Annotated in this window: 15 protein-coding genes and 1 pseudogene; 4 read left to right on the top strand and 12 right to left on the bottom strand. The window is 69.0% G+C overall.

Going from position 1 to position 16,013, the window contains the following annotated elements:
• Positions 1 to 5 precede the first annotated feature (5 nt).
• Complete coding sequence (locus tag VD964_RS14945) at positions 6 to 353, top strand: RidA family protein (RefSeq protein ID WP_324869353.1); 348 nt, start codon at positions 6 to 8, stop codon at positions 351 to 353.
• Positions 354 to 405: 52 nt separating this feature from the next.
• Here the strand turns inward: VD964_RS14945 and VD964_RS14940 are convergent, their stop codons facing one another.
• The 10 genes from VD964_RS14940 to VD964_RS14895 all read right to left on the bottom strand — a co-directional run bounded on the left by VD964_RS14940 (position 406) and on the right by VD964_RS14895 (position 12,615).
• Positions 406 to 2,001 carry an MFS transporter gene (locus VD964_RS14940; RefSeq protein WP_324869352.1) on the bottom strand — a complete coding sequence of 532 codons (1,596 nt, stop codon included), beginning with the start codon at positions 1,999 to 2,001 and terminating at the stop codon, positions 406 to 408.
• Positions 1,998 to 3,161, bottom strand: coding sequence for an HlyD family secretion protein (locus VD964_RS14935; protein WP_324869351.1), 1,164 nt, complete (start codon positions 3,159 to 3,161; stop codon positions 1,998 to 2,000). The genes VD964_RS14940 and VD964_RS14935 overlap by 4 nt, the downstream gene beginning before the upstream one ends.
• A 149-nt stretch (positions 3,162 to 3,310) precedes the next feature.
• Positions 3,311 to 5,626, bottom strand: coding sequence for a TonB-dependent hemoglobin/transferrin/lactoferrin family receptor (locus tag VD964_RS14930; protein ID WP_324869350.1), 2,316 nt, complete (start codon positions 5,624 to 5,626; stop codon positions 3,311 to 3,313).
• A 243-nt stretch (positions 5,627 to 5,869) separates the two neighbouring features.
• A complete protein-coding gene (hutX, locus tag VD964_RS14925) occupies positions 5,870 to 6,415 on the bottom strand; it encodes a heme utilization cystosolic carrier protein HutX (RefSeq protein ID WP_324869349.1) in 546 nt (181 codons plus the stop codon).
• Between the two features lie 140 nt (positions 6,416 to 6,555).
• The gene (locus VD964_RS14920) at positions 6,556 to 7,983 is read right to left on the bottom strand and encodes a HAMP domain-containing sensor histidine kinase (RefSeq protein WP_324869348.1); all 1,428 of its coding nucleotides are present in this window, start codon (positions 7,981 to 7,983) and stop codon (positions 6,556 to 6,558) included.
• The gene (locus VD964_RS14915; protein ID WP_324869347.1) at positions 7,970 to 8,641 is read right to left on the bottom strand and encodes a response regulator transcription factor; all 672 of its coding nucleotides are present in this window, start codon (positions 8,639 to 8,641) and stop codon (positions 7,970 to 7,972) included. Before VD964_RS14915 ends, VD964_RS14920 begins: the two co-directional genes overlap by 14 nt.
• Before the next feature lie 164 nt (positions 8,642 to 8,805).
• Entirely contained in the window at positions 8,806 to 9,630 is an 825-nt protein-coding gene (locus VD964_RS14910) for an ATP-binding cassette domain-containing protein (protein WP_324869346.1), read from the bottom strand.
• 12 nt (positions 9,631 to 9,642) lie between these two features.
• A complete protein-coding gene (locus VD964_RS14905) occupies positions 9,643 to 10,734 on the bottom strand; it encodes an iron ABC transporter permease (RefSeq protein WP_324869345.1) in 1,092 nt (363 codons plus the stop codon).
• Positions 10,731 to 11,642: a heme/hemin ABC transporter substrate-binding protein gene (locus tag VD964_RS14900; RefSeq protein WP_324869344.1), complete on the bottom strand. Its 912-nt coding sequence runs from the start codon at positions 11,640 to 11,642 to the stop codon at positions 10,731 to 10,733. The genes VD964_RS14905 and VD964_RS14900 overlap by 4 nt, the downstream gene beginning before the upstream one ends.
• A gap of 13 nt (positions 11,643 to 11,655) precedes the next feature.
• Positions 11,656 to 12,615 (bottom strand): ChuX/HutX family heme-like substrate-binding protein, encoded by a 960-nt coding sequence (locus VD964_RS14895; RefSeq protein WP_324869343.1) that lies wholly within the window; start codon positions 12,613 to 12,615, stop codon positions 11,656 to 11,658.
• Positions 12,616 to 12,959: 344 nt separating this feature from the next.
• On the opposite strand from VD964_RS14895, the gene VD964_RS14890 reads away from it, so the two are divergent.
• From VD964_RS14890 to VD964_RS14880, 3 genes are all read left to right on the top strand, one after another.
• Positions 12,960 to 13,733 (top strand): amino acid ABC transporter substrate-binding protein, encoded by a 774-nt coding sequence (locus VD964_RS14890; protein ID WP_324869342.1) that lies wholly within the window; start codon positions 12,960 to 12,962, stop codon positions 13,731 to 13,733.
• A 114-nt stretch (positions 13,734 to 13,847) separates the two neighbouring features.
• Positions 13,848 to 14,507 (top strand): amino acid ABC transporter permease, encoded by a 660-nt coding sequence (locus VD964_RS14885; RefSeq protein WP_324869341.1) that lies wholly within the window; start codon positions 13,848 to 13,850, stop codon positions 14,505 to 14,507.
• Positions 14,504 to 15,271, top strand: coding sequence for an amino acid ABC transporter ATP-binding protein (locus tag VD964_RS14880; protein WP_324869340.1), 768 nt, complete (start codon positions 14,504 to 14,506; stop codon positions 15,269 to 15,271). The genes VD964_RS14885 and VD964_RS14880 overlap by 4 nt, the downstream gene beginning before the upstream one ends.
• A gap of 21 nt (positions 15,272 to 15,292) precedes the next feature.
• On the opposite strand, the gene VD964_RS14875 is transcribed toward VD964_RS14880, so the two are convergent.
• Both VD964_RS14875 and VD964_RS14870 read right to left on the bottom strand, forming a co-directional pair.
• Entirely contained in the window at positions 15,293 to 15,532 is a 240-nt protein-coding gene (locus VD964_RS14875) for a hypothetical protein (RefSeq protein ID WP_324869339.1), read from the bottom strand.
• A 168-nt stretch (positions 15,533 to 15,700) separates the two neighbouring features.
• Positions 15,701 to 16,013: pseudogene (locus VD964_RS14870) on the bottom strand (iron-containing alcohol dehydrogenase); the annotation flags it as partial.

Genomic DNA, 16,013 nt, shown 5'->3' with positions numbered 1-16,013 from the left:
TTCCAGTGATCAAGCGCATCGAGAAGACCAAGATCATGCACCGCGTCGTCGTCAACAACGGCACGGCCTATCTCGGCGGCATCATCGCCGACGACGTCAGCGTCGGCATGGGCGGCCAGGTCACGCAGATCTGCGGCAAGCTCGACCAGGTGCTGGCGATGGCCGGCAGCGACAAGACCAAGCTGCTGTCCGCCCAGCTGTTCATCACCGACATGAGCCTGAAGAACGAGATGAACGACGCGTGGCTCGCCTGGCTGGACGGCAACGACCTGCCGGCCCGCGCCACCATCGGCGTCGCCGACCTGGGCGCGCCGGAGATCAAGATCGAGGTGGTGGTCACCGCTGCCGTCTGATCCTCCGCTTTCCGAGTGGATATGTGACGCCCTGTGCCCGACGCGCGGGGCGTCACTGTTTGGGTGTTGGGCGCAGCAGCGCGATCAGCAGCAGCCCGCCGACGATGAACCAGCCGATCACGATGAAGCCGTCGATGTACGCCAGCACATAGGCCTGCTTGCGCACCGCCGACGACAGCAGCGACAGCGCGCGCAACGACGCCTCCTCGTTTCCGGCGGAACGCGCGGCGATGCCGGCGGCGGTGCCGGCCAGCCGGCGGACGGTGTCGGGATCCCCCGCCACCACGTCGGAGACGAGGCGGAAGCTGTGGAACTGCTCGCGCATGCGGACGAAGGTCTGCATGAAGGCCGCGCCCAGTTCGCCGCCCAGCAGGCGGGAGGTCTGCAGCAGCGCGCCCAAGGCCAGGATGTAGGCCGGATTCAGATTCTTGATGTTGAAATAGATCAGCGAGGTCATGGCGAAGGACTGGCCGAAGGCCTGCAGCATCTGCGACGGCAGGAAATCGGCGCCGACCCAGTCGGCCGTCAGGTGCGAGGCCAGCCAGCAGGCCAGACCCACCGCGGCGAAGCCGGCCGCCATCAGCACGCGCGGATCGGCATGGCGCAGCAGCGTGCCGACCAGCGGCGCCAGCAGGAACTGCGGCAGCGCGATCAGCAGCAGCGTGTCCCCCACCTCCAGCGCCCGGTAATTGTTCACCGTGATCAGGAATTGCGGGACGAGAAAGGCGGTCGACAGCATCACCAGCCGCAGCAGCACCAGCAGCAGGCACAGAAGCGGGATGTTGCCGCGGAACAGCGCGCTGAAGGTGATCCAGGGCTTGGGACAGGTCAGCTCCTGCACGATGAAGGCGGCGACCAGCAGGCCGCCGCCAAGGAACAGCCCGGTGATCAGGCCGGAATTGAACCAGTCCAGCCGGTTGCCCTGGTCCAGCCCGGCATAGAGCAGGGCAAAGCCGAGGCTGGCATAGGCGATGCCCCACCAGTCGCCGTCCTTCAGCAGGTCGCGGCGCACCGGTTCGGCCGGCATGCCGAAATGGACGCAGAGCGCCATCAGCGGCGCCAGCAGCGCCGTGTCCCAGAACAGCCAGCGCCAGTCGAGATTCTCGATCACCCAGCCTTCGATGGAGGCGGAGAAGTTCAGCGACAGCTCCACATTCATCGCGTAGACGGCGATGCCGTAGACCAGATAGCGCGGCGGCAGGTTGCGGACGATGAAGCCGATGGTCAGCGGGATGAAGGTGCCCGACGACAGGCCGGCCAGCACCTGGAAGGTCAGCACCCCGGTCAGCGTGCCGGTCAGCGGCAGGGCCAGCGTCGCCAGCCCGTAGGTGACGGAGGACACCAGCAGCACCCGCCGCGGTCCGAACACCACCCCCAGGAACGCGGCGGCCGGCGCCACCAGCATCTGCGCCACCGTGTAGGCGGTGGGGATCCACGACCCTTCGTCGAAGCCGGCGCCGATGGCTCCGCGGATGTCGGCAAGTCCGAAGGCGGTGACGCGCGCGGTCAGGGTGGAGATCAGCGCGCCCAGCAGCACGCCCAGCAGCCCGATGACGGGATGGTGGGTGATGACCGGCGCCGCCTCCCGCCGCAGGAACGGCAGCGGAAAGCGGCCCGGCGGCCGTGCTCCGGCGAGGTCGGCGCTCATTTCGCGGTATCCCCTTCTGCGCCGCCTTCCGTCTCGCCCTCGGTATCGATGGTCACCACCACCGACATGCCCGGCCGCAGCCGGTCGCGCAGCGGGTTGGGATCGTCCAGGGCGATCTTGACCGGGATGCGCTGGACGATCTTGGTGAAGTTGCCGGTGGCGTTGTCGGGCGGCAACAGGGCGAACTGGCTGCCGCTGGCCGGGGATTCGCCGGCCACCCGGCCGGTCAGCGGCGTGTCGGGGAAGCTGTCGACCCGCACCGTCGCCGGCTGGCCGGGCCGGATGCGGGTCATCTGGGTTTCCTTGTAGTTGGCGATCACCCAGACCGACGGCAGCGGCACCAGGGTGATGATCTGGCTGCCCTGCGCGACATACTGGCCGGGACGGACCTGCCGCTGGCCGACCATGCCGTCGGCCGGCGCGCGGATCGTCGTGCGGTCCAGCGTGATGCGGGCGAGATCGAGGTCGGCCTGCCGCTGCAGCCGGGTGGCCTGGGCCTGACGGACCTGCACGTCGATGCCGTCGAGCGCCGCCTTCTGCTGGTCGACCAGTGCTTGGCCCGCCTCGAGTGCCGCCTGGGCGCGGCGGGATGTCGCCTGGGCCTGCTGCAGCGCCTGCAGCGTACCGGCCAGACCCTGTTCGGTCAGGGAATGCTGGCGCGATTCCTCCAGCCGCGCCCGCCATGCATCGGCCTCCAGCCCATGGACGTTGGCCTCGGCCTGATCGACCAAGGCGCGCTGGGTGCGCTTCTGGATGTCGAACTGGGCGATGGCGGCGTCGGCCGCCGCCAGCGCCGCCTCCGCCTGCTGGACGCGGGCACGGTAATCGTCGTCGACGATGACCGCCACCGGATCGCCGATCCGCACCCGCTGGAAATCCCCCACCGGCATGTCGCGGACGATGCCCGACACCTGGGCCGACAGCGGCGTGATGTCGGATTGCAGATAGGCGTCGTTGGTGGACTGGCTGACCGCCGATCCGACCCAGCGGTCCCAGCGCGTGGCGAAGACCACCACCAGCAGAACGGCCAGCCCCAGCACCGCCAGCCGCACCACCCACGGGCTCCAGGCCACCGGCGGCGGTGCCGCCGGGGGAGGGGGAGGCGGGGGTAGGGACGGCTGCTGGTCCGATCCCCGGGTCGGCGTGGCGGCATCGGTCATCCGGGACGCTCCATGGAAAATTCCTTCCGAGCGACCCTACGCGATGATTCGTGAAATGGCCTGCTGAACCAAGGTGTAGCCCCGCTTGGGCCAGCAGCGGCGAAGGAAGCGCGCCGGCCGTTCGCCTGCCCGCCTGCCTCTGGCTCAGATCACCATTTGACGGTGGCGTGGACGAGGAAGGAGCGTCCGGCCTCCAGGTAGCGGCGGCGGTCGGTGGAGGTCTCGGCCACGCTCACCACGTTGATGTAGTTGTAGTATTCCTGGTTGAACAGGTTCTTGACGGAGGCGCCGAGCGACAGGTGCTCGGTCGGGTTCAGATAGGCCGACAGGTCGACGGTGGTGTAGGCTGGCGCCTTCAGGTAGGTGGAGCTGCTGACGTCGTCCGCCTTCTTGGCGAAGGCGTGGGTGGTGACGACCTCCGCGCCCCAGAAATTGTCCGGCGCGGTGTAGGACAGGCCGGCGTTCACGGTCAGCGGCGCCACCTCGTCGATGGCGGTCTTGGCGTCCAGGTCGAAGCCGCGGGCGAAGGCCGCCGCGCCGAACAGCGACCAGCCCGGCCGGAAGCGCCATTCACCCTTGCCCTCGACGCCGAAGATCTCGACCTTGGAGATGTTCTGCGACTGGTAGCGCAGCAGGCCGGCGCCGCTGCGGCCGACCGCGCGCTGGGCGATGAAGTTGCTGTAGCGGTTGTAGTAGCTGGAGACCTGGAAGCTGGAGCCGTCGGCGTATTTGGCACGGAAGCCGGCCTCGACGCCGTTGCTGGTCTCCGGCTTCAGGCTGGCGTTGGGCAGAACCTCGTAGCCGAAGGCCGGGTTGGAGAAGCCGAGGTTGGCGTCGTCATAGGGCGGCGCCCGGAAGCCGTGGGCATACTGGCCGAACAGCGAATATTCGCGGGTCAGCTCGTAGGTGACGCCGAATTTCGGCGACAGCGCCAGCTTGTCCAGCTTCGACGGGGTGGAGGACGGGTTGGAGGCGAGATAGGCCGCGTCCAACTCCGGGTTCATCCGGTAATAGTCAAGGCGCAGCGCCGGCACCAGACGCAGACGGTCGATCGTCACCTCGTCCTGCAGGTAGCCGCCCAGCATCAGGGTGCTGGTGTTGGGGAAGGTGCGGCTGGGATAGGTGTCGCCGTTGTAGCTCTTGGCGCTGGCGCCGGTCGCCGTGTTTGTCAGCGTCACGTCGCGCATGCGCTCGGTGCGGATGTGATCGACGCTGAAGCCGTAGGACAGGCGGTTGGGCAGCCCGAACCAGCTGGTATCGGTGCGCATGTTGACGCCGCCGCCGAAGATGCGCTGTTCGGATTCGTTGTTGGTCTCTTCGCGCAGGGTGGAGCGGGCCGGGAACAGCGTGTTGGTGGAGGTGGCGACGCCGGCGGTGCGGGTGCGGTTTTCCTGATGGTCGTAGCCGGTGGCGTAGAGCCGCCAGTCGAGATGGTCGATGAAGCCGATGGGGGCGTCGTGGGAATGCTCCAGCCCGATGCGCCAGCGCGCCGCCTCGTCGTCGCTGACCGAATTGGCGACGGTGCCGCGGGTGGTCCGCGGCGGGGCCATCGAGAAGATGTAGCTGGCGGCGGCGGCGACGTCGTTGCGCAAGGTGGTGTCGGTGTCGCGGTGGAAATACTCGCCGGTCAGCGTCACCTTGTCGGGGCCCCGCTCCCACACCAGCTTGGCCAGGCCATTGTTGACCTGATAGTCCTGCGGGTTGCGGAAGCTCTTGTCCTTGGACTTGTACTCCTCACCGTCGCGGCGGGTGAAGAGACCGAGGAGCGAGAACTCGCCCGCACGCATCGCCGCGGTGCCGGTTTCGGAGAAGGAGCTGTCGACGCTGTCGTAGGCCCCCTTCAGCGAGGCGTAGAAGTCCTTGCCGGGATAGAGGTAATCGGCCGGATCCTTGGTGACGTAGCCGACGACGCCGCCCAGCGCGTCCGACCCGTAGAGGGCGGAGGACGGACCGCGCACGATCTCCACCTGCTTGAGGGACTCGAGGTCCACCGCGTCGCGGCTGTAGCCGGCGGACGGACCGGCGGATTTGGGCGTTTCAGGCAGGCGGGTGCCGTCGATCAGCATCAGCACGCGGTTGTCGGTGATGCCGCGGATGGCGAAGCCGCCGGCCCCGGCCCGGGCCGGCGAGTTGCTGACCGTCACGCCCGGCTCGTAGCGCGTCAGATCCTGCAGGCGGTGCAGGCCGCGCGTCTCGATCTGCTCCTCCCCGATCACGGAGATGGTGGAGGTCGCCTCGTCCAGCCGCCGTTCCCCGCGTTCGCCATAGACGGTCACGGCATCGAGCACGGTCGCCGGCTGGCCCGCCTGCGGGGCGGCGGCCGTCTGCGTTGCCGACTGCACCGCAGTTTGGGCGAGCGCCGCACCGGCGCCGGCCAGGGTCAGCGCCGATACCGACAGCCACAGCACCCGGCGCAGCCGTCCAGTCCCTGCAATCCGCTGCGGAATGCTCGGGGTTGCGGTCATCTCTGTCTCTCCTCGCTCTTTTTGGGGTCACGCCGGACCCGGCCGGCACGGTGATGTCAGTTTTGCTATTGATTATTATTCGCAGCTGCTGGGCGCAGAGCGGCAAAGTTGCTTTTTCGGCCGTCATTCCCGCGCAGGCGGGAATCCAAACTTTGCAAGCCCTTGCACTGGAAAGCCTGGATCCCCGCCTTCGCGGGGATGACGACCGAGGGAGGCCCATGGTCTGATCGGATGCGGAACGGTTCAACCCTCAAACGGCGAGCAGAGCCGGTCGCGCAAGGCCAGGAAGCGGTCGACCTGATCGGCCAGAAGCTGGCGCTTCTCGTCGCGGCCGACGAAGATCTTGAACATCGCCTCGCCGTCGCCGTTGAAGAAGATCACGGCGCAGCTGTCGCCGCTGCCCATGAAGGGACGGCGGACGAAGGCGAGATCGGCACAGCGGTCCAGCCGGATATGGCCGCCGATCGGGCTGCCGCCGGCCAGATTGTAAAAGCCGCGCCCGAACTGGCCGCGCGGCAGCGGTCCCTTGCATTCCAGGACCAGATCGGCGCTGTGCACCAGGAAGGTGATCGGTCCCCATCCGGCGATGTCGGTCATCGCCGCCTCCGCCGCCGAACCGGGGACGAAGCTGCGCATGGCCGCCGGCAGGCAGTCGACGACGGCGCACAGGCTGACGCCGGTCTCCGCCGCCACCGCCTCCAGCACCCCGCCGGGTTCGGCAAGAAGCCGGGCGCGCAGGGACTCCAATGCTGCATCCTGGCTGGCGGCGGGGGTGTTCTGTGCGGTCATGGCGGGATCCGAATGGGCAGGACGGGAGGGGACAGGCGACTGTCCGATGACATTTATGAGAATAATTCGCAGTCGCGTTTAAGCTCAACCGTGCTTCCCTTAACGCCGCTTAATGTGACCGGTCTCGTCACTCCATCCGATCACTCCATCTGGGCATGGCGGCCCAGCCGGATGGTGACGCGGAGCCCCGGCGCGTTGTCGTCCAGCAGCAGCCCGCCGCCATGCAGCGTGGCGATGGCGCCGACGATGGACAGGCCGAGCCCATAGCCCGGCACCCCGTCCTGCGGGTTGAGCCGGAAGAAGCGCTGGACCGCCAACGCCCGCTGGCCAGGGACAAGGCCCGGCCCGCGGTCGGCGACGCACAGCTCCTCCCAGCCGTCGCGAATGCCGGCCGACAGCCGGATCTCCCGGCCTTGGGGCGCATATTTCAGGGCATTGTCGACGAGATTGGCGACGGCCTGGAACAGCAGGCTGCGGTCGCCGCGGATGCGCAGCCCCGGCTCGGCCGAGACGGACAGCGCGACGCCCGCCTCCTCCGCCAGCGGCAGGTAGGATTCGCGGATCTCCTCCAGCAGCGGCACCGCCTCCAGCGGTTCCATGCTCAGGCTGCAGCGGGCGGTCTCGATCTCGCCCAGCCGCATGATGGCGCGGAACAGCTGTTGGATGCGCCGGGTCTCCTCGATGCCGTCCTCCAGCGCGCGGCGGATTTCGGGGTCGGCACAGTCCTCGGCGATGCCCGCCAGCCGGTTGTGCAGGTGGGTCAGCGGCGTGCGCAGCTCATGCGCGATGCTGCTGGACACGCTCGACACCTCCTCCACCAGCCGGTTGACGCGGTCGAGCGTGCGGTTGATCTCGCGGCCGAGGCCGGCGAACTCGTCGTCGGTCCGGCCAACGTCGATCCGGCGGTTGCGGTCGCCCCCGGCATAGGCGGCGAGCGCCTCGCTCATCGCGCCGACCCGGCGCAGCGTGCCGGAACTGAAATAGACGCCGAAGGTCAGGCTGGTCAGCAGGAACAGCAGCACACCGACCCCGGCCGCCAGCGGCACCGCCCGCATCTGGCTCAGCATCGGCTGGATGTCGTAGGCGTTGATGAAGCGTCCGCCGTCGGGCAGCGCCACCACCATCGCCTGCATCTTCCAGCCGTCGGTGGCGTCCTTGCCCCGTCGTTCGACCAGCCCCGTCGGGCAGGAGGCGAGACGGGCCGGGTCGCAGGACAGCACGTCCAGCAACCGCGCCGCCGTCGCGTCGTCGCCGTAGAGCAGCCGTCCCGATGCATCCAGCACCAGCCGCTTGCGCGCCGTCTCCGTTTCGAATTGGGCGCGGCGGCGCAGGTCGGCGGCCAGATCGAGGGCGTCACCGAAGCGGCCGAGCTGGCGCTGGGTCGCGGTGTCGCGTTCCAGCAGCTCGACGACATGGTCCTTGACCAGATCGGTCAGCAGGCTGCGGCTCCACATCACGGCCCCGGAGGTGACGACGACGAAGACGGCGCCGATGGTCATGGTCTGGCGGAAGCTGCGGGTGTCGAGCAGCGGGCGGATGCGGGCAGGAAGCCGCTCAACCAAGCGCATAGCCGATCGCCCGCACCGTGCGCAGAAGCGGCGGATCGAAATCCTTGTCGATCTTGCTGCGCAGCTTAAAGACATGCACCTCCACCAGATTGGTCGGCGGGTTGAAGCCGTAGCCCCAGGCCTTTTCCAGCAGCATGGTCCGGGTCACCGTCTGGCCCGGATTGCTCATCAGGATGTGCAGCAGGCGGAATTCCTTGTCGGTCAGTTCGATCGGCACCCCCTGCCGCGTCACCCGCCGCTGGGCGACGTCCATCACCAGATCGCCGACGGTCAGCAGGTCGCCGGGGGCGGCCATCGCCTGCCCATGGCGGCGGGACAGATGCTCCAGCCGCACCAGCAATTCGGCGAAGTCGAAGGGCTTGCCCAGGTAATCGTCGGCCCCGGCGCGCAGCCCGGCGACCCGGTCGGAGGTCTCGTCCAACGCCGACAGCACCAGCACCGGCGGATGCCGCATGCCGTTCAGCCGCTTCAGCACCTCCATGCCGTCGAGCTTCGGCAGCATGCGGTCGAGCACCACGACGTCGAACGCCTCTTCCGCAAGCAGGCGCAGCGCCTCCTCGCCGTCGCCGGAGAAGCGGCAGGAGTGGCCGGAGCCGTTGAGCTTGGCCCCGATCCAATAGCTGACGGCCTCATCGTCCTCGACGACCAGAACGCGCAACGCCTCCTCCCTCCTCGGAAAGTGATATTAATAATCAGTCGCGTTTACGCCGTCCAGCCTGGATGCCAACTGGGCCGGGGGGCTGCTTTTGGAACTGAAGCGAGAACGTTTCGTCTCTGAAGCCCTTCTCCCCTTGCGGGGCTTTTGTCAGCGGAACAATTTTTTTACGATCCTCCTGACGGCTGGTTGGAGGGCGGCTGGCCGGTGGTGGCGAAGACGGCCCCCTGCCCGTCCGGCGCCGGCATCCGGACGAAGCGGGTGGCGAAGACCCGTTCCAGAACCGGCACCGGCAGGGCGGACATCGGACCGCTCCAGGCCTCGCGCCCGTCCGCCAGCACCAGCGCGTCGTCGCAATAGCGGGCGGCCAGCGTCATGTCGTGCAGCACCACGGCGCAGGCGCCGCCGGTCCGCTCCATCCAGCTCCGCGCCGCCCGCAGCAGGTGATGCTGGTGCGCCGGATCCAGGCTGGCGGTCGGCTCGTCCAGCAGCAGGAAGGGGGATCCGTCCGGTCCGTCGCGGTGGAGCGCTCCGGCCGCAAGCTGGGCGAGCGCGCGGGCGAAGGCGACGCGCTGGCTTTCGCCGCCCGACAGCTGGGGCAGCAGGCGGTCGCGCAAGCCCTCGGCATCGGCGGCCCGCAGGCTTTCGGCGATCAGCCGCCGCCGGTCGGCCGCGCTGCAGGGCGCGGTTTCGACCGCCAGCATGATCGCCTCATCCACCGAAAAGGCGAAGCCGGCGGAGGGATGCTGGCCGACCAGCGCCCGGCGTCGGGCAAGCAGCCGCGCCGGCAGGCTGCGCAGATCGCGCCCGTCGAGGCGGACGGCGCCGCCGGTCGGACGGCGCTCGCCCGACAGCAGGGCCAGCAGGGTCGATTTGCCGGCACCGTTGGGACCGAGGATCGCCAGCAGCCGACCGGGTACCAGATGGACGGTCACGCCGTCGACCAGCCGGCGGCCGCCCACGGCGAAGGAAACATGCTCGGCTTGCAGCAAGATGAAAGCTCCTCAACCGAACGAGCGTCCGCCGCGGGCGCGCAGCAGCCACAGGAAGACTGGCGCGCCGACGGCGCCCAGCAGCAGCCCGACCGGCACGTCGGCCGGGGCGGCGATGCTGCGGGCGGCGGTATCGGCCAGGATCAGCAGGGTCGCCGCCGCCAGGGCCGTCGCCGGCAGAAGCCTGCGGTGTGCCGGCCCCAGCCACAGCCGGACCATGTGCGGCACCACCAGCCCGACGAAGCCGATCAAACCGGACACGGCGACCGCCGCCCCCACCCCCAGCGCCACCAGCAGAACGGTGCGGACGGCGAAGCGGTGCGGCTCCAGGCCGAGAAGGAAGGCGTCACGCTCGCCCAGCGCATAGAGGTCGAGCCGCCGTGCGTTGGCGAGCAGTCCGGCGGTCGCCGCCAGCATCAGCACCAGCGCCGGCCCGATGTGGGTCCAGGCGGCGCCGCCGAAGCCGCCCATCATCCAGAAGGTCATCTGCCGCAGCGCCTGATCGTCGCCAAGATAGCTGGACAGGCCGATGCCGGCGGCGCCCAGCGCGTTGACGGCGATGCCGGCCAGCAGCATGTCGGTGGCGGAGCAGCGCCCGTCGCGCCGCGCCAGCGCCAGGATCAGGATCGTCGCGGCCAGCGCGCCCAGGAAGGCCGTCGCCGGCAGCAGGGTGGACAGCGACAGGCCGCTGCGCGACAGACCCAGACCCGAAACCCCCAGCATCATGGTGACCGACCCGGCGAACGCCGCGCCGCTCGACACGCCGACCAACCCGGGATCGGCCAGCGGGTTGCGGAAAATCGCCTGCAGCGAGGCCCCGGCGACGCCCAGCGTCACGCCGACCGCCGCCGCCAGCACGATGCGCGGCAGGCGCAGGGTGTAAAGGACCGCGGCGTCGCGGCTGGTCAGTACTTCGCCCGGCAGGCCGACCGCCTGCGCCAGATGCGACAGCACCCGGTTCAGCGGCAGCGGGATGCTGCCGCTCGACAGGGCGATCAGGACCGCGAGCGCGAGCGCAACGCCCAGCAGCCCCAGGGCGGGGCCGAGGCGAGGCCGGCGGGCGGCGGGCGCGCCGGCGATGGACAGGCTGGCGCTGCCGCTCATGGCCCGGCCTTCCCGGTTTGGGCGCGAAGCAGCGCCTCGACCGCTTCCGGCGTGCGCGGACCGAGCCCGACCAGAAGCGCGCCGTCGATCTGGAGGACGCGGCGGTCGCGCGCCGCCGGGGTCATCGCCAGCTGCGGCAGGGAGAGCAGGCCGTCGAGCCCGCCGGACCGCTCCACCAGCGCGCGGCTGACCAGCAGGATCTGCGGCTCGGCGGCCAGCGCGGATTCGGCCGACAGCGGCGGGAAGTCGCGGTCGCTGTCGATGGCGTTGCGTCCGCCGGAAAGCGCGATCAGGGCATCCGGCACGGTGCCGCGCCCGGCCGCCATCATGCCGCCGGGACCGCCGCCGACCAGACAGAGGATGCGGGCTCCCGCCTTGCCGGAACCGGCGGCCTGCTGTGCCTCGGCCGACAGGGCGGACAGCCGGCCGGCCAATTCGGCGGTCAGGCGCCTGCCCTCCTCCTCGCGGCCCAGGGCGCGGGCGACGGCGGCGATCTTGGCGGTCAGCCCGACCGGGTTGGAGACCTCCGGCACCATCTCCACCGTCACGCCCATGGCGCGAAGCTGGTCGAAGGCGGTCTGCGGCCCGGCCCCCTCGACGGCCAGCACATGGGTGGGGGCGAGCGACATCAGCCCCTCCGCCGACAGGGTTCGCATATAGCCGACATCGGGCTTCGCCGCCGCCGCGGCCGGCTGGCGGCTGACCGTGTCGCGCCCGACCACCGCATCGCCGGCCCCCAGCGCGAAGGCCAGCTCGGTCACCGGCGCCCCGATGGTGACGAGGCGCATCTTCGCCATCCCCTCTGCCGCCCCGGCGGCCGGCGCCGTCAAGCCGGCGGCAAAGCCAATGGCGAGGACGGCGAAAAGGCGGTGGGCCGGCAGTCGGCGGGGGAGCGCGCGCATCATCATGGGCTCGCGCACCTCAGCCGACGCCCGGCAGGTCGGGCATCGACCGGGCCAGCGTGCGCCATTCCGTCCGTTCCGGCTTGTCCTCGTCGCGCTGGCCGCACAGGATCGCGCAGTTCTCGCCTTGCGCGTTGTAGAGTTCGACGGTGGTGATGCCGCCCTTGTCGGTCGGCTTGAACACCGCCCAGGCACTGGACAGGCGCGCCGTGTCGACGTGCAGGCGGAAGCCGGGATCGTCGATGCCGAGCAGAGCCCCGTCCGTCCGCAGCGTGGCGATCGTGCCCGTGTGGATCTGGATGCAGCCGGCATTGCCGACGAAGATCATGATCTCCATCCGGTCGCCGCGGGCGGATTCCAGAAGTCCGGTCACCGCCGTAAGCGGAATTTCGCGGGCGAACTCGCCGCCGGCCAGACGCATGGCGTCGAGGCGGGCCACGCCGAACCGCTTCAGCATCCCGTGGAATTCATGGACATCGGCCATCGCCGTCCAGGCGGCACGCAGGCCGGCGACGTCGATGTCGGCCGGGACGGTGGCGACCGTCTGGACCGGCGGTTCGCCGCTTTCGACCTCGTCGGCCAAGTCGCCATCCGCCCGGTGCTCGTCCAGGAAGGCGTCCCAGGCCGCGGCATCGGTATCGGCCGTGCGATGGATGGCATGGACCGGTTGCCCGGCAGCATTGCGGATCAGGATGGCGCCGACTGCGGGATCGTAAGCGGTCCGGCACCAGTGACGGGGGAAGATCCGCAGATCGATCTCGCGGTTCAGCACGATGATGGCATGGCCGTTGCCGGACACATTGCCGAAGCGGCCGACCTTCTCATGGGTGATGGCGCGGTTGGCGGTGACGACCCGGACCGGACCGAGGACGTCGAGGCGCGGCAGCACCGCCGGCCAGTCCACCTCCAGCCGCAGATGGCCGGTCGCGGTGTCGGTGACGGTGGGCGCCTCGATGGAAGGCAGGGAGGTGTCGGGCATCGGGGAATATCCTGGAGAGGGCTGGCGCGGCGTCGCACCGGTGACGTCCCCCAGATGATTATGATAGTCATTATCAATGACAAGGCGGGGTTCATTAACCCGCATTAATTCCGGTTCCGAGGTGTTTACGCCGATGGCGGCGAAAGCCGGACAGGTCCGTGATTTTCCAGACGGATCCGTTTGCGGTACACACAAAGCACAGTTGATATGTGCTAAATAGGTATTGGATTCCCTTGTTAGGGAATATTCTTTCCTGTAGCGTGACGGTAACCGTCCAGCGCAAAAATGCGCCCAAGGTGGCGGACCAACCCAAGATCCAATCCCCAAACACCGGGCATCAACCGATGAATTGGCTGAAATCGCTTCTCGTCGCCGGCCTTCTGCAGGTCGCCGCCGTCTCCGCCGCCCAGGCCCAGAGCGACCTCGACCGCATCAAGGCGGACGGCGTGATGAAGATCGGGACCGAGGGCACCTATGCCCCCTTCACCTATCACGACGCCTCCGGCGCGCTCGTCGGCTTCGACGTCGAGATCGGGCGCGAGGTCGCCAAGCGCATCGGCGTGAAGGCGGAGTTCCTGGAAGGCAAGTGGGACGGCCTGATCGCCGGCCTCGACGCCCGCCGCTACGACGCCGTGATCAATCAGGTCGGCATCACCGAGGCGCGCAAGGCAAAGTACGACTTCTCCGATCCCTACATCACCAGCCGCGCGGTGCTGATCGTGCGGGGCGACAATGACGCCATCAAGAGCTTCAACGACCTGAAGGGCAAGAAATCGGCGCAGTCGCTGACCAGCAACTTCGGCAAGCTGGCCGAGGCGTCGGGCGCGCAGCTGGTTGGCACCGACGGCTTCGACCAGTCGATCCAACTGGTCCTGAACGGCCGGGCCGACGCGACGGTCAACGACAGCCTGTCCTTCCTGGACTTCAAGAAGCAGAAGCCGAACGCGAACGTGAAGATCGCCGCGACCCAGGACAATGCCGACCAGTCCGGCATCATCGTCCGCAAGGGCGAGGCGAAGCTGGTCGCCGCCATCAACGAGGCTTTGGCCGCCATGAAGGCCGACGGCACCTACGGTACGATCTCGCAGAAGTATTTCGGCGCCGACGTTTCCAAGTAACGGCCGGCCAAGCACCGGACAGTTCCCAATGCCCCCTGCCCCATCCGGGCCGGGGGCATTGTCGTTCCTTCACCACGAGAGGCACCTTCCCCCTTGCTGCACTGGCTTACCCTGATGGCGGACTCGCTTCCGTCGCTGCTGTGGGCGGCACTGGTCTTCACCGTGCCGCTGACGCTGGCCTCCTTCGCGCTGGGCCTGACGGTCGGGCTGGTGGCGGCGGTGGTCCGTCTGTTCGGGCCGGCGCCGCTCGCCGCCATCGTCCGCTTCTATGTCTGGATCATCCGCGGCACGCCGCTGCTGGTGCAGCTGTTCCTGATCTTCTACGGCCTGCCCAGCGCCGGCATCGTGCTGGACGCCTTCCCGGCGGCGCTGATCGGCTTCACGCTGAATGTCGGCGCCTACACCTCCGAGATCATCCGCGCGGTCATCGGATCGGTGCCGAAGGGGCAGTGGGAGGCCGCCTATTCCATCGGCATGAGCTGGTCGCAGGCGATGCGCCGCACCATCCTGCCGCAGGCCGCCCGCGTCGCGGTGCCGCCCCTGTCCAACACCTTCATCTCGCTGGTCAAGGACACCTCGCTCGCCGCCGCCATCACGGTGCCGGAGCTGTTCCAGGCGGCCCAGCGCATCGTCGCCACCAGCTACGAGCCGCTGATCCTGTATGTGGAGGCGGCGCTGATCTATCTGGCGCTGAGCTCCGTCCTGTCGGCGCTGCAGGTCCGGCTGGAACGCCGGCTCGGCCAGTATGGCGGTTTCCTGGAGGCGAAGTCGTGATCCGGCTGTCGAACATCGAAAAGCGCTTCGGCGATCTGACCGTGCTGAAGGGCGTGTCCGTGACGGTGGCGGAAGGGCGCGTCACCGCCCTGATCGGCCCGTCCGGCGGCGGCAAGAGCACGCTTCTGCGATGCATCAACCTGCTGGAAATCCCGACCTCCGGCAGCGTGCGCATCGGCGAGGAGGAACTGGCCTTCCAGCCCGGCGGCAAGCCCGCTTGGAAGGACATCCAGCGGCTGCGCGGCCAGACCGGCATGGTGTTCCAGAACTTCCAGCTGTTCCCCCACCGCACGGCGGTGGAGAATGTGATGGAAGGGCTGGTGACCGTGCAGAAATGGCCGGCGGAAAAGGCGCGGGAGCGCGCGATGGCCCTGCTGCACAAGGTCGGCATGGCCCACAAGGCCGATGCGTGGCCGGCGACCCTGTCGGGCGGCCAGCAGCAGCGCGTCGCCATCGCCCGCGCGCTGGCCCCGTCGCCCCGCGTTCTGCTGTGCGACGAGCCAACTTCCGCGCTCGATCCCGAACTTTCGGGCGAGGTGGTGGAGGTGCTGGGCACGCTGGCGGCGGAGGGCACCACGATGGTGATGGCGACCCACGACCTGCGCCTCGCCTCGCGCATCGCCCATGAGGTGGTGTTCCTCGACGGCGGCGAGGTGGTGGAGACCGGCCCCTCGCGCAAGCTGTTCACCCACCCGGAGCGTGAACGCACCCAGCGCTTCATCGCCACCCTGACCCAGCAGGGGCAGCAGGGCGAAGGCGTCTGAGCTGCCGGTCTGATATGCCGGCTACCGGCGCCGCTTCGCCGGCTTGTCCGGGCTGCGGGTGACGCCGCCGCTTTCGACATCGCCGCCGGCATGCCCGGCACCGGTGTTGCCGGCGTCGCTTCCACCGCTCAGTCCGCCACCGGTGTCCGGCACCGTCGTCCGCCGGGCGGACGCTCCCGGAGCGCCGCCCTTCCCTGCCGCACCGGGAATGTCGGCCCCTTCGTTGATCTCGTGGCTCGGCGGGAAATAGCGTTTGGTCATGGCGGCTCCTGCTCGATGGAGTTGGACATGGTCCTCCTTCATCAACGGGCCGGGGCGGCAACCTGTTGCGTCCGGCACCTGACCGGAACGCAGTCGGGGGCCGCCGGGCGCGGGATTCTCATCCCGGCCCGACAGCCCCCGATGGTCACGTAAGGTTGCGCTTGGCGGTTACTCGGCAGCCGTCTTCGTCTGGCCGACCACGCTCAGCACCGCCGGGCTCCGGTCGCTCTCCGGCTCGGCATAGGCGCGTCCATAGTAGCTGTCGATGAGCAGCTGCTTGATCTCGGCGACCAGCGGATAGCGCGGATTGGCGCCGGTGCACTGGTCGTCGAAGGCGGCTTCGGCGATCGCATCGACCCGCGCCAGGAACGCCGCCTCCGGCACCCCCGCCGCCTGGATCGAGGCCGGGATCTCCAAGGCCTGCTTCATCTCCTCGACCCAGCCGATCAGCTTCTCCACCCGCTCATGGTCGCGGCTGCCG

Source organism: Azospirillum sp. (assembly GCF_035628975.1).
Classification (GTDB): Bacteria; Pseudomonadota; Alphaproteobacteria; order Azospirillales; family Azospirillaceae; genus Azospirillum.
This window is presented reverse-complemented; position numbering and strand designations above follow the sequence as displayed.